Genomic DNA, 16,534 nt, shown 5'->3' on the forward strand with positions numbered 1-16,534 from the left:
CAGGGGCAACCATCAGGCAAAACGTGGCCCCGACGCGGCACGCCACGTTGACCCAGGCTGGAGGCGGTCGAGGCGATGGGAGGGTTCGTGCCGGATCCGATGAGTGTCGCGTCCGGCATCTGTGCCGCCGGTGCACTGCTCTCCTCCTGGCAACTGCGCCGACGGGCGCTGCGCGCCGAGGCCGAGATCGGGCACCTGCACGCCGAGTTGGCCGCCGAGCGACACGCCGCGAGCCACGATCCGCTCACCGGGCTGCCCAATCGCCGCGCCTTCTACCGCCTGGCGGCCGCCCTGCTCACCGACGCCGCCGGCGAGCCGTTGATCGCCGTGGTGCTCGACCTGGACGACTTCAAGCAGATCAACGACCGGTACGGGCACGCCGCCGGCGACCAGGTGTTGATCAGTGTGGCGGAGCGGCTCGCCGGCTTCGCCGGGGACAACCTCGTCGCCCGTCTCGGCGGCGACGAGTTCGCCGGGCTGCTCTCCACCCCCACAGTGGACCGGCGCTGGATCGAGCACGCCACCCGTCGCCTCAGCGAGACCGTCGCCGCGCCGATCCGGCTGAGCGGATGCAGCGTCCGGGTCACCGCGTCCGTCGGGCTCGCCCCGGTGACCGGTCCGGCCCAGCTCACCGACGCGCTCAGCAGGGCCGACGCGGCCATGTACCAGGCGAAGAGCCTCGGCGGCGACCGGTCGCCCCGGCAACTTGTCGACATCGCCCGCCTGGTCGAGCGCTGACCGCGCACCCCGCCGGGGTTGGTCACGCGGGCGCCGCCACCACCGACGCCGTCGTCACGCCACGCACCCGCATCGGCACCAACCCCGATCACCGCAGGATCGGCGGGGCGGACCGATCGACACGGCCGCCGGTTCAGTTGGCGGGTGCGCCGAACCACCGGGACAGCTGGCCCAGCAGGCCCGCCTGGTCGTCACCGGCCCACGCCACGTGCCCATCCGGCCGCAGCAGCACACCGGGCACGTCCAGTTCCTCGCTCACGTCGACCACGTGGTCGACCCGGTCCTCCCAGCCGTCGACCGAGAGCCGGCCGGTCTGGTCGAGCAGCAGTCCCCGGCCGGCGTGCGTCAGCTCGTAGAGACGCCCCTGGGTCAGCCGCACATCCCGCAGGTGACGGCCGAGCAGCGGGTGACCGTCACCGAAGTCGTAGCGGACCCCGAGGGCGGTGACCTTCTCGATCAGGTGGCGGTTCACGTCCTCGAAGTCCATCAGCTCCGCCAGCAGCTTGCGGACCGCTTGCGGACCCGGGTCGGGTGACAGCAACTCCATCTGCGCGCGGGTGTTGTCAAGCACGTCGGCGGCGACCGGGTGCCGTTCGGTGTGGTAGCTGTCCAGCAGCCCGTCCGGCGCCCAGCCGTTGACCTCCGCGGCCAGTTTCCACCCGAGGTTGAACGCGTCCTGGATGCCGAGGTTGAGCCCCTGGCCACCGGTGGGCGGGTGGATGTGCGCCGCGTCGCCGGCCAGCAGCACCCGGCCGGTGCGGTAACGCTCGACCAGCCGGGTGGCGTCGCCGAACCGGGAGAGCCAGCGCGGTGAGTGCACGCCGAAGTCGGTGCCCGCGTACACCCGCAGTTGTTGCGCGAACTCGGCGAGGGTCGGCGGGACCAAACGGTCCTCGGCGACCCCGTCGGCGGGTACGACGACACGGTAGACGCCGTCCCCGAGCGGCCCGAGACCGAACCGGAAATGCGTCCTGCGGACCTCGGCGACCACGGCGGCGACCGTCTCCGGTGCTGCGGTCACCGCCATCTCGCCGAGCAGCGTGTCGACCCGGCTGGGCTCACCGGGGAAGTTGACGCCGAGCAGCCGGCGCACCGTGCTACGGCCGCCGTCGCAGCCGACGAGATAGCGGGTCCGCAACCGTGTGCCGTCGGCCAGCTCGACAGTCACCCCGTCGTCGTCCTGGCTGAGCCCGACCAGTTCGCAGCCGCGTCGGATCCGCACCCCCACGTCGCTCGCGTGCTCGTTGAGCAGACGGTCCGTGGTGGTCTGCGCGATGCCCAGGACGTACGCGTGTGCGCTGTCCAGTCCACCCGGCGACGGTTTGGCGATGCCGGCGAAGAAACCACCGACCGGGTGTTGCGTGCCGAGCGCGAGGAACCGCTCCAGCAGGCCGCGCTGGTCCAGCACCTCGATGCTGCGCGCGTGCAGGCCGAGCGCACGCACGTGCCTGGTCGGCTCCGCGTCCCTCTCCAGCACGAGCGTGTGCACCCCGTGCAGCCGGAGCTCGCTGCCCAGCAGCAGACCTGTCGGCCCACCGCCAGCAATGATCACGTCAATCATGAAATCCCCCGATTTTCCCAGGTTTGCGGCCCGGGAGGAGATTCTGCAGCACACCAGGGGTCTTGCGGCAAGACCCCTGGTGCGATATACGTTGGAAGAGGCAAGGGGCGGGTCTGCTCCTTGCCTTTGTCTGTTCGGTGCCCGCAGTGTCGGCGAGGGTCCAGGACGACCGGCGACACCCGACCGCGGATGATCACACCGCCCCGGGCGCGCTCGGCCGGGTCCCCGTCGGCAGCCGTGATGTTCGTTGCGCCGTCCCCCGGGTATGGGAAGGCGGTCGCCCTCATCGACGGCCGAAGGGAACCGACGTGGCAGGCATCAGCGCCCTCGTGCTCAACTGCACCCTCAAGCCGTCCCCGGCCCCGTCCAGCTCCGAGCAGCTCGGCCGGGAGGTGCTCGCCGAGTTGGCCGCGCAGGGCGTGACCGGCGAACTGGTCCGGGTGGTCGACCACGACGTGCGCTTCGGGGTGTCGACGGATGAGGGCAACGGCGACGGCTGGCCGGTGATCCGGGCCAAACTGCTGGCCGCCCAGGTGCTCGTCATCGCCACCCCGATCTGGCTCGGTCAGCCGTCGAGCGTCTGCAAGATGGTCCTCGAACGCCTCGACGCCGAACTCTCCGAGACCGACGCCGAGGGCCGCCTGCTCACCTACGGCAAGGTGGCCGGTGTCGCGGTGGTCGGTAACGAGGACGGCGCGCACCACACCATCGGCCAGGTGCAGCAGGCACTGAACGAGGTCGGGTTCACCCTCGCCGCCGCCGCCGCGACCTACTGGGTAGGCGAGGCACTGCACAAGGTGGACTACCGCGACGCCGGTCCCAAGCCCGACACCACCGGCCGCACCACGAAGGCCCTGGCACTCAACACCGCGCACCTGGCCCGGCTGCTCGCCGACCAGCCGTACCCACCGCCCGACGCGCGGAGCGCGGCGGTCGGCCCGAGCCACACGTCGACCTGATCACCACGGCCCGGCCCGCACCTGACCCCGACCGGCTGGCTGATCTGGCCACCCCGCCGGCCGGCCCGGGCGGACCGCGGTCAGCGCCAGCCGTAGCCGGCGCGCAACGCCTGCCCGACCCGGTCGAAGCGGGGCCGGTCCAGCACGGCACCCTCGCGGCGGATGCTGTCCTCCCGCATGGTGAGGACCCGGTCCAGGCGGACCCAGCTCGGCCGGTTGTCCCGGTCCCACTCGCCCGGCCCGAGCGCGAACCAGTGTCGCTGCCCGTCCCGCTCGCTCTGACTGGACAGCATCAGCCCGAACAGCGTCCGGCTGTGCCGCCCGACGACAAGCACCGGCCGGTCCTTGCCCTGCCGGGGGTCGTCCTCGTAGGGCACCCAGGTCCAGACGATCTCGCCGGGGTCGGCCTGACCGTCCCGCTCCGGGGCGTAGGTCAGCTCCCGTCGCTGCAACGCGCTCACCTGGCGGCGGCGGGCGACCTGCGCGGGTGCCGGCCCCGTCCGCCGGGGCGACGGGATGACCGCGCCCACCCGGGAGATACGAGCCGCGACATTCCTCAACAGACCAGCCACGGCGGGCAGCCTACCCGCCGCCGTCCCGGCCGTCCGAGTGGGAGTTGCTGCGGCAGACTGGACCGATGATTGACATACCCGACGACCTGCCGATCCTGCAGCGGCGCGCGGTGCGGGTGGTGGTCACCGACGGCACCGACCGGGTGCTGCTGTTCCACACCCAGGACCCCGACCACCCCCGGTTGGGCACCTGGTGGGAGCTGCCGGGCGGCGGCATGGACTCCGGGGAGGGTTACCGCGACACGGCGGTGCGGGAGCTGCGGGAGGAGACCGGGATCGAGGTCACCGCAGACCAGGTGGGTGCCCCGACCTGGCGCCGGCGGGCGAGCTTCCTGCACCGGCAGGTGCGGCACGTGCAGGACGAGGTGATCGTCACGGTACGACTGGCAGGTCCCGGCCCGGACGTCGACGAGTCGCACCGGCTCGACTACGAGCGGGAGGACTACTTCGGCTTCCGCTGGTGGCCGCTGCCGGAGGTGGTGGCCAGCCGGGACCGCTTCTACCCTGGACAACTCCCCCGGTTGATCACGCCGTTCCTGGCCGGTGCGGAGATCGACGAGCCGTTCGAGTTGTGGTCGTGAGCCGGGCCGGCGGGCAGAGTGGGGGCATGACGACCGATCTGCACGGGCCGCTCTCCGCCTACGCCGCGCGTCTGCACGCCACGATCGGCGACGGGCACCACGTCGCCTCCCCGCTCGGCGCCTGGCTGCTGCTCGCGGTCTGCGCCGCCGCGGCCGACGCCGACCCGGCCGCCGAGGACCCGGCCGCCGAGGACCTGGCTCGCGCGCTGGGCACCGACCTGGGCAGCGCGGCGGAGGTCGCCCGAACGCTGCTTGACGCGCCGCATCCGCTTGTCGCGTCCGCCACCGCGCTCTGGCGCCGGGGGGAGCAGCGCGGCGGGCCGACCGGTTGGCGGGCCGCACTGCCGGCGACGACCGAGGTCGGCACGCTGCCCGACCAGGCCGGGTTGGACGCCTGGGCGCGCGAGCACACCGATGGCCTGATCGACACGTTCCCGCTGAAGGTCAGCCCGGATGTGGTCTTCGCCCTGGCCAGCGCGCTGGCCACCCGAATCTCCTGGGCGACCCCGTTCGACAGCGCCGACGCCCACGCGCTCGGTGTCGACAGCGCCTGGGCATCCCGGCTACGCCAGGTGTTGCGCAGCCCGAGCCACGGCCACCGGTGCGCCATCGTGTCCAGTCCGCGGGTGGGCGACGTGATCGTGCACGCCGCGCCGGCGCAGAGCAACGACGGGGCCGGGCTGGTCGTCCTCTCGGTGGCCGCCGCGCCGCAGGTGCCGGCCACCGAGGTGCTGTCCATCGCGTACGGTCTCAGCGCCGGTGCGGCCGACGGCACGCCTCCGGCCGGCAGCCGATCGCTGTTCGACCTGCCGCTCGGCGAGACCGCGCTGTGGACACTGAGCGAGGAACGGGTCCGGACCCGGGCCCGCGACGGTCGGGAGGAGCGGCACACCGCGGTGCTCCCCTGCTGGTCGGCCCGCAGCGGGCACGATCTGAGCGTTGCGGCGCTGGGCTTTCCGGCGGCCACCGCGGCGTTGGCGAGGGCGCTTACCCAACCGGTGCAGGGCTTCGCGGCCCGCCAGACGGCGCTGGCCCGCTACGACAGGTACGGCTTCGAGGCAGCCGCGGTGACCGGGATGTTCGGCACGGTGAGCCTGCCGCCGGAGGGTGTGGCCCGCACCGCGGAGCTGCGCTTCGGTCACCCGTACGCGGTGGTGGCCGTCGCCACCGACGCCCGGCCGGACGGGACCACCGGGCCGTGGCACGGGGTGCCGGTCTTCTCCGCCTGGGTCACCGACCCACAGGAACTGTCCGAATCCGCTACGTGACCCCACGCTCCGCACCGGCTGCCAGGACGGCCCTCCGGTGCACCGGGCGGTCGTGGCCGGTCAGGGCAGGTGTCGCGCGGCTGCTGACCCGCCGTCCTCGCGCGGCAGTCGCGACACCAACTGTCGGAACTCCCGTACCGTCATCGCCGAACGCAACGTGCCGAAGACCGCGCCGGTTCCGGCGCGGGCGGTCGCCGGGTCCACTCCGGCGCGCTCGCCCACCCGGCGCAGGAACTCCGCCGGGCCGGGGTCCGGCGGCGGAGCGACAGCGGCGGCGTCACCGACCTCCAGCCGCACCCCGGTGTTCAGCCCGTCCACGCCGTCATCCGGTCCGTCGGTTCCGGCCGGATCCAGTGTCGTTCCGACAGCCCCGGCGCGATTCGGCGCCGGGCCGGTGGGGTGGGTGGGCTCCGGTGCCGGGCCGCGCAGGTAGCCGTCGACCTCGTTCGGCAGGTGGCTGGCGAGGTCGTCGGACGCGCCGTCGGTCACCCGCTCGGCCAGCGTCCGGAGTACGGCGCGGGCGAGTGCGGCGGCCTGCTCGGGCGGCAGGCCGGAGCGGCGGGACACCGCGTCGACGAAGTACGGGAACCCGTCGCGGTCGGTCACGTCGGGGCGGTTACCCTCCGCCGGCCGCGACAAACTGCTCCGTCAGCGCAGCAGGTCCTCCGCCAGCAGGTGGTCGAAGATGAGGTGGTCGACAGGTGAGGTGCGGTGCCGGTCGGCGTAGCCGAGCCAGGCCATCTCGGCGATCTCGCTGGCCGGCCGCAACTGTCCCCGATACCCGGCCCGGTAGCAGGTCATCCGCACTGTGACACCGCCCGCGTGCCCGTGCGCCTGCGCGGTGAAGGTGCCCAGGTGCACCGCGTCGTGCACGTCCACCTCGACGCTCAGCTCCTCGGCGATCTCCCGACGCAGGGTCGCCAGGTCGGTCTCGCCCGGCTCACGTTTGCCGCCGGGCAGGTACCAGACGTCCTTGCCCGCCGACCGGGTGCTCAGCACCCGCCCGTCCTCGATGAGGATCCAGGCCACCTTGTCGATCTCGCGCACGCCACCCCTTCCGGTCGAAGACCGGGCACGCTACCAGCCGGTGGCCGTCGCGCGGTCACTCGGCCAGCAGGTCGAGCAGCAGCGCGGCCGTCCAGCTGAACGCCGGTGAGCCCAGCCCGGCGCCGGTGTCCGGGTGGAAGTACTCGTGGCAGCCGGCCCGCCCGACCAGGTCGATCATCGAGCGGCGCAGTCCGGCGGCCAACTCCGGGTGCCCGTGCGTGAGCAGCCCGCGCCGGACCAGCCAGCCGATGTTGAGCCAACTCGGCCCCCGCCAGTAGCGCAGCGGCTCGAAGTCGCCGGCGGTGCGGTCGTAGGTGGGCAACGGCCGGTCCATCCGCAGGGCCACCCCGAACCGCGCCGACCGGGCCTCGACGACGAGCGCGTCGGCCTGCCGGGCGGGCAGGTCGGGCAGGATCAGCGGCGTCAACCCGAGCACGGTACGGGCGCTGACCAGCCGGTCGGTGCGCAGGTCACGGGGCTGAAACGTTCCGGTGTCGTGGTCGTAGAGCCGTCGTAGCAGCGCCTCGGTGACCTGGGCCGCGCGGGCCCGGTGCGGCCCCGGATCGGCGCCGACGAGCACAGCGATCTCGGCGAGGGCGTGTTCGGCGGACCCGAACGCCGCGTTGAACAGCGGGCACTCCACCAGGAAGGGGTGCGTGTCGGCCAGTCGGCGGTCGGAGTAGCCGTGGTCCCGGTAGGCCGCGACGATCGCCAGGTAGCGCGCGTAGTCCAGGTCGGTGGGGCGGTGCGCGGCGTCGGCGTGCGCGGTGTCGTGCCGACGGTACGCGCGCATGACGGCCGCCTCCGCCGCGACCGCGGCCATCGGCTCGTCCCAGGCCGGGCTGTTGTCCAACCCGGACTCCCACGGGTGCACGATGCAGACCAGCCCGGCACCGGCCACGTCCCGCCGCGTCGCCAGGTAGCGCTGCTGGGCGACAAGCGCGGGATAGAGCCGGCGCAGCGCGGTCAGGCCGGCGCGATCAGGTGCCCGCTGGTACGCCAGCCACGCGGCGAGCGCGTGCACGGGTGGCTGGACCAGACCGGAGGTGTCCACGGCGGGCGTGCCGGCGACGCTCGCCGAGCGCCACAGCTCCGGGCCGGGGAAGTACGTGCCGACCCGCATCGCCGGGTTGAACACGATGTGCGGGACCCGCCCGTCGACCCACTGCGCCCGGAAGAGGCTCGTCAGCTCCCGCCAGGCGCGTTCGGGGCGGACCTGGGCCAACCCGATCGCGATGAACGCGGAGTCCCAGCTCCACTGGTGCGGGTAGAGGGTGCGCGAGGGCACTGTGTGGTCCCGCTCCCAGTTGGCGTCGAGCGTGTCGACAGCCAGCTGGCGCAGCCCGGCGATGTCGGCCGGCCCACCGGTGCGGGCGGGGTCGGCGTCGGCTGTCACGCCTCCGGCGGTCACGCCGCGGCCTCGCGGGGCAGCGCGTGCCGCAGGACCGTGGCGGCCTGTTGCAGGGCCCGGACCGGGTCGCCGCGCAGCCGGCACTCCAGGGCCAGCCAGCCCCGGTAGTCCAGCTCCAGCAGGGTCCGCAGCAGCGCGGGCCAGTCCAGGTGCCCGGCTCCGGGCTGGTACCTGTTCGAATCGCTCACCTGCACGTGCCCGAGGTACGGCGCGGCGGCCCGCAGCGCACGGTGCATGTCGTCCTCCTCGATGTTCATGTGGAAGGTGTCGGCGACCACCCGGACCGACGGCATCCCGACGGCGGCGCAGAGCGCCACCGCTTCGTCGAGGCGGTTGACCATGTGGTCCTCGTACCGGTTGAGGGGTTCGAGGAAGAGGGTGACCCCCTCGGCCCTGGCGTGCTCGCCCAGCTCGCCGAGGGCGTCGAGGAGGACCTGCCGGTCGCCGGCCGGCGGACGCGGCGGCTCGAACGGTGGTAGGCGGCGGGAGAACATCCCCCAGGCCGCCGGGGTCATCACCCCGACGCCGCCCAGCTCGGCGATGACCGAGAGCTGCGAGCGCAGGTTCCGCACGGCGTCGGCGGAGCGGGCCCTGTCGAAGTCGCCGATGAAGTGGTCCATCTCGACGCAGACGGTGGGCAGCACGGCCCCGGCGGCGCGGGCCCGGCGCAGCTCCGGCAGCCGGCGGGCGAGGGCGAGGTCACCGCGCCCGCGTAACTCGATGCCCTGGTAGCCGAGTGCGGTCGCGAGGGCGTACTTCTGGGTCAGGTCGGTGCCCGGCAGGAGTTGTTCCTGACAGGCGAGCGCGATGGTGGTCATTCAGAACCTCAGCACCACTTGGAGGACGTCACCGGCGCCGCGGTCGAGCAGCGCGAGGGCGTCGGCGACCGCGCTGGCGTCGACGATGTGGCTGACCAGCGGCAGCGGGTCGAGGCTGTGCTCAGCCACCAGATCCATGAAGGTCTGCGCCACCCGGTCTCCGGTCCACCGGCCGGCCATGCTCGGCGCGGGGGTGGGCCCGGAGACCTGGGCGGCCACCAGCTGGATGCGGTTGTGGTGGAACTCCTCGCCGAGGCCGAGCGCGTCGGCCTGGCCCTGGTAGAAGCCGGCGGCCACCACCCGGCCGGCGTGCGTGGTGGACCGGATCGCCTCGTGCAACGCCGGGTACGCCCCGGACAACTCCAGGCAGACGTCCGCGCCCCGGCCGTCGGTGGCCCGACGCAGCACGGCCGCGGCGGAGTCGGTGCGGGCGTCCACTGTGGCTCTGGCGCCGTAGTCGACGGCGTGCGCCAGCCGGCCGGGCACCGGGTCGACGGCCACCACCCGGGCGCCGGAGAGCACCGCGAGCCGGGTGGCGAGCAGCCCGATGACGCCCTGCCCGAAGACACCGACCCAGTCACCGAGGTGCAGGTCACCGGCGAGTACGGCGGTCAGCGCGATGGCACCGGGCCGGGCGAAGACGGCGGCGAGCGGGTCCAGCCCGGCGGGGAGCGGCCGGACCGCGCCGGCGGCGAGCACCGCCTCGGCCCGGTGACCCCAGATGCCCCACACCAGTTGCCCCGGGTGCCGGTCGGTGACCTCGGGGGCCACCTCGACGATCTCGCCGACCTCCTCGTAGCCGAAGCCGATGAGCGGGTAGGGAACCGGGGTCTGGCGGGGGACGAACATCCGGGCGGAGTCGTCCCAGTCCTTGCTGAGCCGGGGATTGCTGCCCCGGTAGAGGGTCAGCTCGGTGCCGGCGGAAATGCCCGAGTAGCAGGTGCGGACCCGGACCTGCCCGGGGCCGAGCGGATCTGGTGGACAGGGCTCGAGGCTGATCCGTCGAGGCCCGGCGAGAGAGACGACCCAGTTGCCCATGTGTCACATCCCGGTAGCACTGGGCTCCAGGATAGCAAAAAATCGCCATATGTCTTGCCATTGATCTATCGATGCTGTTGAATCCGGCATGTACCCTTCGAGAGGAGTGCCACCGATGTCAGTACCTCCGAGGCGGATACTCGCCACCACCCTGATCATGGCACTGGCAGCGTCCACCCTGCTGGCCTGCGGAGATGACGGATCCGACAGCAACAGCAAAAAGATCACCGTTTGGAGCCTGGAAGACGTCGCCGACCGGGTCACCGCCACCAAGGCGATCATCGCCGACTTCACCGCGAAGACCGGGATCCAGGTCGACCTCGTGACCGTCAACGAGGACCAGTTCCCCTCCCTGATCGCCGCCAACGCCGCCGCCGGCGACCTGCCCGACGTGGTGGGCTCGGTCTCCCTGGCCGGCATCCGCACGCTCGCCGGAAACGAGCTGCTGCACGCCTCGGCGAACGCGGAGGTCGTCGACAAGCTGGGCAAGCAGACGTTCTCCCCCCGGGCACTGGAGTTGACAGCCGACGACGGCAAGCAGCTCGCCGTGCCCAGCGACGGGTGGGGGCAGTTGCTCGTCTACCGCAAGGACCTGTTCGCCGCCGCCGGCCTGCCCGCCCCGGACACCTACGAGCGGATCACCGACGCCGCGGCGAAACTCAACACCGGCGGCGTCGCCGGGATCACCGCGGCGACCTCCGCCAGCGACGTGTTCACCCAGCAGACCTTCGAGCACCTGGCCCTGGCCAACGGCTGCCAGCTCACCGACGACGCCGGGAAGGTCACCCTCGACTCGCCCCAGTGCGTCGAGGCGATCCGCTTCTACGGCGACCTGATCCGGACTAGCTCGGTGAAGGGCGCCCAGGACGTGGACACCACCCGGGCCACCTACTTCGCCGGCAAGGCGGCCATGGTCATCTGGTCGCCCTTCATCCTCGACGAGCTGGCCGGGCTGCGCAACGACGCCAAACCGACCTGCCCGCAGTGCCAGGCCGACCCGACGTTCCTGGCCAAGAACAGCGGGTTCGTCACCGCGATCAAGGGCCCGAACGGCACCGAGCCGGCGCAGTACGGCGAGATCAGCTCCTGGGCGGTGCTCGACGGGGCGGTAGCCGACCCGGCGAAGTCCTTCGTGGAGTACATGCTCGGTGACGGCTACCCGCGGTGGTTCGGGATGTCCCCCGAGGGTCGCTTCCCGGTGCGCAAGGGCACCCCCGCCGAGCCCGAGGCATACCTGACCCAGTGGAACACCAGCCAGGCCGGCGTGGACGCGAAGAAGCCACTGGTCGACGTGTTCGGCGAGGAGGTGCTCGCCACCCTGCGCCGCAGCCCGGACACCTTCCAGCGGTGGGGGCTCACCCAGGGGCAGGGCAAGCTGGTCGGCGCGATGCTCGGTGAGCTACCGGTGCCCAAGGCGCTCAGCGACGTCTACTCCGGCAAGTCCGACGCCGCGGCCGCCGCCGGCCGGGCCAAGAAGGACGTCGAGGCCATCAAGGCGGGCGTCAATTGACCACCACCGCGCCCGACACCGGCCGCTCCCCCAGCCGGGAGCGGCCGGGACGGGCCGGCCGCCGTCGCCCCCTGACCCTGCGCCGGCGCGAGTCCCGGGCCGGGCTCGCGCTCGTCGCACCCACCCTGCTCGTCACCATCGCGGTCATCGGCATCCCGATCGTGTGGACCGTGGTGCTCGCCTTCCAGCGGGTCCGGCTCGCCACGTTGCGCAAGACCGGCCTGTTCGGCGATCTCACAATCGACAACTTCGACCGGGTGCTGCACACCCCCGGCTTCGCCGAGACGCTGTGGGTCACGCTGATCTACAGCATCGGCGGCACCGTCGGGTCGATAGCGCTCGGTCTGGTGGCCGCCCTGGTGGTCCGCCGACCGTTCCGGGGCCGCACGCTGGTCCGGGCGTCCATGCTGCTGCCGTACGTGGCGCCGGTGGTCGCGGTGACCTTCGTGTGGCAGGTGATGCTCGATCCGCAGCTCGGCATCGTCAACGCGTGGGGCCAACGCCTGCTGGGCTGGGACGCCCCGGTGCCGTTCCTGTCCCAGGAGTCGACAGCGCTGAGCACTGTCATCGCCTTCGAGGCGTGGCGGTACTTCCCGTTCGCGTTCCTGTTCCTGCTGGCCCGGCTCCAGGCGGTGCCCGGTGAGTTGGAGGAGGCCGCCCGGGTCGACGGCGCGACCCCCACCCAACGGTTCCGGCACATCCTGCTGCCGCAACTGCTGCCGGTGATCGCCCTGCTCGGCGTGCTGCGCTTCATCATGACATTCAACAAGTTCGACGACGTCTACCTGCTCACCGGTGGCGCCGCCGGCACCGAGGTGGTCAGCGTGCGGGTCTACGAGTTCCTTACCGCGCGCACCGACATCGGTGCCGCCTCCGCGCAGGCGGTGGTGCTGGCCGTGGTGCTCATCGTGTTCGTGGTGATCTATCTGCGCTTCTTCGGACGGAGGGTGAGCTGATGGACCGGGACGTGGTCGAGACGGTCAGCCTGCGCTGGCTGCGCCGCCTGGTGATCGCCGCGTTCCTGGTGGTCACCGTCTTCCCCTTCTACTACATGCTGGTGCTCTCGATGCGCCCCATCGAGCAGCTGCTGCTCGACCCCGGTGCGCTGCTCGTCGGCTTCGGCGAGCTGACCGTTGCGACGTACGCCGAGGTCCTGAAGGCCACCGACGACGGAGGCCAGGGGTTCCTCACCTTCATCCGCAACAGCGGCCTGGTGGCGGTCGCGGCGACCGTGCTCACCCTGGTGGTGGCGATCCCCGGCGCGTACGCGGTGGCCCGGTTGCGGTTCTTCGGGCGGCGGCAGGTCGACTTCCTGTTCCTGGCGGTCTACCTGTTTCCGTCGATCGTCATCGCGATCCCCCTGTTCGTGGTGTTCAGCCTGGCCGAGCTGCGCGGCTCGCTGTTCGGCCTGGTGCTCGTCTACATCTCGCAGACGCTGCCGGTGTCGGTCTACATGCTGCGCAACTACTTCGAGACGATTCCGGTGAGTCTGGAGGAGTCCGCCGCCATCGACGGCGCCGGTCGGCTCGGCATCATCCGCCGCGTCAGCCTGCCCCTCGCCATGCCATCGATCATGGCGGTGGCGCTCTACGACTTCATGATCGCCTGGAACGAGTTCCTCTTCGCCCTGCTGTTCCTGATCGACAAGCCCGACCGGTGGACGGTGTCGCTGGGGTTGTCACTGCTCTCCGACGGGGTGGAGGTGCCCAAAACGGTGCTGATGGCCGGGTCGGTAGTCCTCACCCTGCCCATCGTGATCCTCTTCTTCGCCAGCGAGCGGCTGCTCACCGAGGGGCTGACCAGCGGCGCGGAGAAGGGATGATCGTCTCCCCCGGGTCCGCGGCCGTATCCCCACCGCCCCGGTTACGGTGGCCACATGGCCAACCCGACCCGCTGGGCGACCGACACCGGCCCCGAGCACTCACAGTGGTACATCGACCGGTTCCGGAAACTCGCGGCCGAGGGCGCGGACCTGGCCGGCGAGGCCCGCCTGGTGGACGCGCTTGTCGCGCCCGGCTCGCGGATCCTCGACGCCGGCAGCGGCACCGGCCGGGTCGGTGCCGCGCTGGCCGAGCGCGGGCACACGGTGGTCGGGGTGGACGCCGATCCGGCGCTGGTGGCTGCCGCCCGCGCCGACTATCCGGGCCCGACGTGGCTGGTCGCCGACCTGGCCGAGCTGGACCTGCCGGCGATGGGTGAGGCGGAGCCGTTCGACGCGGCGGTGCTGGCCGGCAACGTCCTCGCCTTCGTCGCTGTCGGCACCGAACCGGAGGTGCTGCGCCGGGTCGCGCGGCACCTGCGGCCCGACGGGGTGCTCACCGTGGGCTTCGGCACCGAGCGTGGTTACCCGCTCACCGCGTTCGACGCCGACGCGGTGGCCGCCGGCCTGCGGGTGGAGCAGCGCTTCGCCACCTGGGACCTGCGCCCGTGGCGTGACGACGCGCCGTTCGCGGTGAGCATCCTGCGCCGCCCGGCCGACTGACTCCCGACCCGGCCCCGGTCGGGCGGCGGCGCCCTCAGTCCGGGGCGGCGACCGCGCGAGCGGCGGCCGGGTCCAGGGTGGCGCCGGCGGGCACCAGGCTGACCAGCCCGGCGGGCAGCCGCAGCGGGCGCACATCGCGGTAGCCGAGCATCGCAAGCACCTCCCGGTCCGCGAGCACGTAGCGTCGGCCCAGGTCGGTGATGACGGACACCGCGCCGCCGGACGCGCCGGGCGCCGCGGCGGCCTCGACCACCGCGCCACGGCCCGGCTCCACCACCACGTGGTCGGCCAGCACCGCGCCGCCGCCGGGCGCGGTGCGCGGCGCTGTCGACAGGTCCCGCAGCGCTACGCCCCAGCGCACCTCGCCAACCCCACCGTCGTCGGCCACGCGGGTGCAGAGAGCCCCCTCGTCGCTGGCGGCGAGCCGGGGCGGGGTCGGCGGTGGGGCGTTCGCGCCGCTCGGCGCGAGGTCGGGCACCGTGGGCAGCGCGGCGAAACGGCCCAACGTCATCGGCACCGGCTCACCCTGCCCGGTGCGCGCCAGCAGCAGGCCGGCCTGCAACTCGGTGATGCCGGCCAGGCCGGCGTCGACGGCCACCGCGTACTGCCGGCCGCCACCGGAGTTGCTCACCAGGTAGACAGTGCCGATCGCGGCGTCCGGCACCTGGCTGGCGGGCTGACCCAGCCCGGGCAGGTCCAGCGGGGCGAGGTCACTGCCGGCGGGCAGCGAATTGAGCAGGGCGGGCGCCACCGCCACCGCCTGCGCGCGGGTGGTGGCGAGCGCCGCCAGTACCCGGCTGGGATCGCGGACGAGGTAGCGCCGCTGATGCCAGACCAGGTGCAGCCCGCCGTCGGGGTGGCGCAGCAGCAACGCCTCGTCGCCGAGTGGTCGGCCGCCACCGGGCTCGGTGCCGATCAGCAGCGCGGAGCGGGGCGCCTCGCCCGCCGGGGCCGTCGAGCAGACGGTCCACCCCTCCGTGGCCAGCCGGCCGGGAGCGGGCAGCGAGTCCGGCGCGTCGGCGATGCCCAGCGGCAGCCCACGCGGCACGCCGTCGATCGTGCGGCGGGAGACCAGCACGGTCTTGGACCTGTCGGCGCCGACGATCAGCAGCGCCGAGGCGTAGTTGAGGACCGGGTGCAGCTTCTGTTCGCGATAGACGAACCGGGCGCCGGACTCCTTCTCCACGACCACCGCGCCCGGGTCGCGCCAGCCCTTGCCGCCACCGGCGAACAGGCCGTAGAGCGCGGAGCCGCCGAGCCCGATCGCCGCGACCAGGACGCTGGCCAGGCCGGCGCCCGCCAGCCGCCGAAACGGCGACTGGGCCGGGTCGGTCTCCCGCATGACCAGAGCGGCGACCGCCCGCTGGACGCTGAACTGGTAGGAGTGCAGCTGGTCCTGCCGCGACGGCATGAGGTCCCTTCCGGTGGATCGGCCGGGGCACAGGATATGCGCTGCGTCGATGTCTCGGGACCCTGCGTGTCCGGTGCGGGGCAACCGGTAGCATCCGGGGACGAATCCGGCGGCGAGAGGGCACCCGTGGGCGCGCGTTTCGAGGAGTTGGCCTGGCGGGAGACCCCGATCGGCGCGATCAGCCTGCGCCGACGCCGGGATCCGGCCCTCCAGGTCGAGGTGTACGAGGTCAAGCTCGACGACGAGTACCTGATGTCCAGCCTGTTCCCGGTCGCGGAGATCGAGCTGGCCCGGCTGGGCCTCGCCGAGGTGGCTGGTGACACGCTCGACGTGGTGGTCGGCGGTCTCGGGCTGGGCTACACCGCCTGCGCGGCGCTTGGCGACCCACGGGTTCGCTCGCTGCTTGTGGTGGAGGCGATCGAGGACGTGATCGACTGGCACCGTCGGGGTCTGCTGCCGTTCGCGGCGGGGCTCGCCGAGGATCCGCGGACCCGGTTCGCGCAGGCCGACTTCTTCGCGGCGGTGGCCGGTGCGACCGGCTTCGACGCCGACCTGCCCGGGCGGCGCTTCGACGCCGTGCTGCTCGACGTCGACCACTCCCCGCGCAACGTGCTGCATCCGAGCCACGCCGCGTTCTACGACGCGACCGGTCTACGCCGCCTGGCCGCCCACCTGCGCCCGGAGGGGGTGTTCGCGCTCTGGTCGGACGATCCGCCGGACGCCGGGTTCACCGACACGCTCAGCGAGGTGTTCGCGAGCGTACGGGCACACGTCGTGCCGTTCGCCAATCCGCTGACCGGCGGCGAATCGGCCAACACCGTCTACGTGGCGCGTACCGGCCCCTGACCTCACACGAGCGGGCGTCGGAACCCGAGCCGACCAATCGGCATGGTGTCGGCCGGACGGGGAACGTTGGAACGGGCCGCCGCACCAGGCGCGGCCGGTCACAGGAGGTCGAGATGCGTGCGCTGCTCTGGGTCGTCGGCGTCGTCGCCGGTGTGCTGATCCTGCTCGGGTTGGTCCTCGAAGCGGTCCGCTGGCTGGCCATCATCGGTGTGATCGCGCTGGTGATCGTGATCGTCTGGGCCTTCTTCAAGGGGCGGCAGGCGGTGCAGCACCAGAGCCGACGACGCTGACC

At 72.7% G+C, this 16,534-nt stretch carries 18 protein-coding genes; 10 read left to right on the plus strand and 8 right to left on the minus strand.

Annotated features, from left to right (window positions below):
* Positions 1–87 precede the first annotated feature (87 nt).
* A complete protein-coding gene (locus tag AB0B85_RS25315) occupies positions 88–738 on the plus strand; it encodes a GGDEF domain-containing protein (protein ID WP_357411366.1) in 651 nt (216 codons plus the stop codon).
* Between the two features lie 133 nt (positions 739–871).
* On the opposite strand, the gene rox is transcribed toward AB0B85_RS25315, so the two are convergent.
* Positions 872–2,299 (minus strand): rifampin monooxygenase, encoded by a 1,428-nt coding sequence (gene rox, locus AB0B85_RS25320; protein ID WP_357411368.1) that lies wholly within the window; start codon positions 2,297–2,299, stop codon positions 872–874.
* Positions 2,300–2,607: 308 nt separating this feature from the next.
* On the opposite strand from rox, the gene AB0B85_RS25325 reads away from it, so the two are divergent.
* Positions 2,608–3,258, plus strand: coding sequence for an NAD(P)H-dependent oxidoreductase (locus tag AB0B85_RS25325; protein WP_357411370.1), 651 nt, complete (start codon positions 2,608–2,610; stop codon positions 3,256–3,258).
* A gap of 80 nt (positions 3,259–3,338) precedes the next feature.
* On the opposite strand, the gene AB0B85_RS25330 is transcribed toward AB0B85_RS25325, so the two are convergent.
* The gene (locus AB0B85_RS25330) at positions 3,339–3,830 is read right to left on the minus strand and encodes a type II toxin-antitoxin system PemK/MazF family toxin (protein WP_030336385.1); all 492 of its coding nucleotides are present in this window, start codon (positions 3,828–3,830) and stop codon (positions 3,339–3,341) included.
* A 65-nt stretch (positions 3,831–3,895) separates the two neighbouring features.
* Here AB0B85_RS25330 and AB0B85_RS25335 point away from each other — a divergent pair, with 65 nt between their 5' ends.
* Both AB0B85_RS25335 and AB0B85_RS25340 read left to right on the plus strand, forming a co-directional pair.
* Positions 3,896–4,411: an NUDIX domain-containing protein gene (locus AB0B85_RS25335; protein WP_357411372.1), complete on the plus strand. Its 516-nt coding sequence runs from the start codon at positions 3,896–3,898 to the stop codon at positions 4,409–4,411.
* A gap of 26 nt (positions 4,412–4,437) precedes the next feature.
* Positions 4,438–5,679 (plus strand): hypothetical protein, encoded by a 1,242-nt coding sequence (locus AB0B85_RS25340; RefSeq protein ID WP_357411374.1) that lies wholly within the window; start codon positions 4,438–4,440, stop codon positions 5,677–5,679.
* Between the two features lie 60 nt (positions 5,680–5,739).
* Here the strand turns inward: AB0B85_RS25340 and AB0B85_RS25345 are convergent, their stop codons facing one another.
* Genes AB0B85_RS25345 through AB0B85_RS25365 form a run of 5 tightly spaced genes read right to left on the minus strand, consistent with a single transcriptional unit; the run spans position 5,740 to position 9,993 of the window.
* The gene (locus AB0B85_RS25345; RefSeq protein WP_357411376.1) at positions 5,740–6,285 is read right to left on the minus strand and encodes a DUF2267 domain-containing protein; all 546 of its coding nucleotides are present in this window, start codon (positions 6,283–6,285) and stop codon (positions 5,740–5,742) included.
* A 42-nt stretch (positions 6,286–6,327) separates the two neighbouring features.
* Positions 6,328–6,726: an NUDIX domain-containing protein gene (locus AB0B85_RS25350; protein WP_357411378.1), complete on the minus strand. Its 399-nt coding sequence runs from the start codon at positions 6,724–6,726 to the stop codon at positions 6,328–6,330.
* A gap of 55 nt (positions 6,727–6,781) precedes the next feature.
* Entirely contained in the window at positions 6,782–8,122 is a 1,341-nt protein-coding gene (locus AB0B85_RS25355) for a hypothetical protein (protein ID WP_357411380.1), read from the minus strand.
* Positions 8,123–8,133: 11 nt separating this feature from the next.
* A complete protein-coding gene (locus AB0B85_RS25360) occupies positions 8,134–8,955 on the minus strand; it encodes a sugar phosphate isomerase/epimerase family protein (protein WP_357411382.1) in 822 nt (273 codons plus the stop codon).
* On the minus strand, positions 8,956–9,993 hold the full coding sequence (locus tag AB0B85_RS25365; RefSeq protein ID WP_357411384.1) for a zinc-binding dehydrogenase: 1,038 nt from the start codon (positions 9,991–9,993) through the stop codon (positions 8,956–8,958). It lies immediately after the preceding gene.
* Positions 9,994–10,108: 115 nt separating this feature from the next.
* Here AB0B85_RS25365 and AB0B85_RS25370 point away from each other — a divergent pair, with 115 nt between their 5' ends.
* From AB0B85_RS25370 to AB0B85_RS25385, 4 genes are read left to right on the plus strand one after another with little or no spacing between them, the layout of a single operon-like run.
* Positions 10,109–11,503 (plus strand): extracellular solute-binding protein, encoded by a 1,395-nt coding sequence (locus tag AB0B85_RS25370; RefSeq protein WP_357411387.1) that lies wholly within the window; start codon positions 10,109–10,111, stop codon positions 11,501–11,503.
* On the plus strand, positions 11,500–12,459 hold the full coding sequence (locus tag AB0B85_RS25375; protein WP_357411389.1) for a sugar ABC transporter permease: 960 nt from the start codon (positions 11,500–11,502) through the stop codon (positions 12,457–12,459). The genes AB0B85_RS25370 and AB0B85_RS25375 overlap by 4 nt, the downstream gene beginning before the upstream one ends.
* Positions 12,459–13,325 carry a carbohydrate ABC transporter permease gene (locus tag AB0B85_RS25380; RefSeq protein WP_357411391.1) on the plus strand — a complete coding sequence of 289 codons (867 nt, stop codon included), beginning with the start codon at positions 12,459–12,461 and terminating at the stop codon, positions 13,323–13,325. Before AB0B85_RS25375 ends, AB0B85_RS25380 begins: the two co-directional genes overlap by 1 nt.
* Positions 13,326–13,379: 54 nt before the next feature.
* The gene (locus AB0B85_RS25385) at positions 13,380–13,985 is read left to right on the plus strand and encodes a class I SAM-dependent methyltransferase (RefSeq protein WP_357411394.1); all 606 of its coding nucleotides are present in this window, start codon (positions 13,380–13,382) and stop codon (positions 13,983–13,985) included.
* A gap of 34 nt (positions 13,986–14,019) precedes the next feature.
* Here the strand turns inward: AB0B85_RS25385 and eccB are convergent, their stop codons facing one another.
* Positions 14,020–15,396, minus strand: a complete 1,377-nt coding sequence (gene eccB / locus AB0B85_RS25390; RefSeq protein WP_357411396.1) for a type VII secretion protein EccB — start codon at positions 15,394–15,396, stop codon at positions 14,020–14,022.
* 126 nt (positions 15,397–15,522) lie between these two features.
* Between eccB and AB0B85_RS25395 the strand changes: the two genes are divergently transcribed.
* Both AB0B85_RS25395 and AB0B85_RS25400 read left to right on the plus strand, forming a co-directional pair.
* Positions 15,523–16,242 (plus strand): spermidine synthase, encoded by a 720-nt coding sequence (locus tag AB0B85_RS25395; protein WP_357411398.1) that lies wholly within the window; start codon positions 15,523–15,525, stop codon positions 16,240–16,242.
* 113 nt (positions 16,243–16,355) lie between these two features.
* Positions 16,356–16,532, plus strand: a complete 177-nt coding sequence (locus AB0B85_RS25400; protein WP_357411400.1) for a hypothetical protein — start codon at positions 16,356–16,358, stop codon at positions 16,530–16,532.
* Positions 16,533–16,534: the final 2 nt, after the last annotated feature.

The sequence above is a fragment of the Micromonospora sp. NPDC049044 genome (genome assembly GCF_040649215.1).
GTDB lineage: Bacteria > Actinomycetota > Actinomycetes > Mycobacteriales > Micromonosporaceae > Micromonospora.

What these genes read in the sequence shown, in the direction of transcription:
- AB0B85_RS25360 (WP_357411382.1), bottom strand. Translation starts at nt 8,955, where the DNA reads ATGACCACCATCGCGCTCGCCTGTCAGGAACAACTCCTGCCGGGCACC.
- AB0B85_RS25365 (WP_357411384.1), bottom strand. Translation starts at nt 9,993, where the DNA reads ATGGGCAACTGGGTCGTCTCTCTCGCCGGGCCTCGACGGATCAGCCTC.
- rox (WP_357411368.1), bottom strand. Translation starts at nt 2,299, where the DNA reads ATGATTGACGTGATCATTGCTGGCGGTGGGCCGACAGGTCTGCTGCTG.
- AB0B85_RS25340 (WP_357411374.1), top strand. Translation starts at nt 4,438, where the DNA reads ATGACGACCGATCTGCACGGGCCGCTCTCCGCCTACGCCGCGCGTCTG.
- AB0B85_RS25400 (WP_357411400.1), top strand. Translation starts at nt 16,356, where the DNA reads ATGCGTGCGCTGCTCTGGGTCGTCGGCGTCGTCGCCGGTGTGCTGATC.
- AB0B85_RS25370 (WP_357411387.1), top strand. Translation starts at nt 10,109, where the DNA reads ATGTCAGTACCTCCGAGGCGGATACTCGCCACCACCCTGATCATGGCA.
- AB0B85_RS25380 (WP_357411391.1), top strand. Translation starts at nt 12,459, where the DNA reads ATGGACCGGGACGTGGTCGAGACGGTCAGCCTGCGCTGGCTGCGCCGC.
- eccB (WP_357411396.1), bottom strand. Translation starts at nt 15,396, where the DNA reads ATGCCGTCGCGGCAGGACCAGCTGCACTCCTACCAGTTCAGCGTCCAG.
- AB0B85_RS25385 (WP_357411394.1), top strand. Translation starts at nt 13,380, where the DNA reads ATGGCCAACCCGACCCGCTGGGCGACCGACACCGGCCCCGAGCACTCA.
- AB0B85_RS25335 (WP_357411372.1), top strand. Translation starts at nt 3,896, where the DNA reads ATGATTGACATACCCGACGACCTGCCGATCCTGCAGCGGCGCGCGGTG.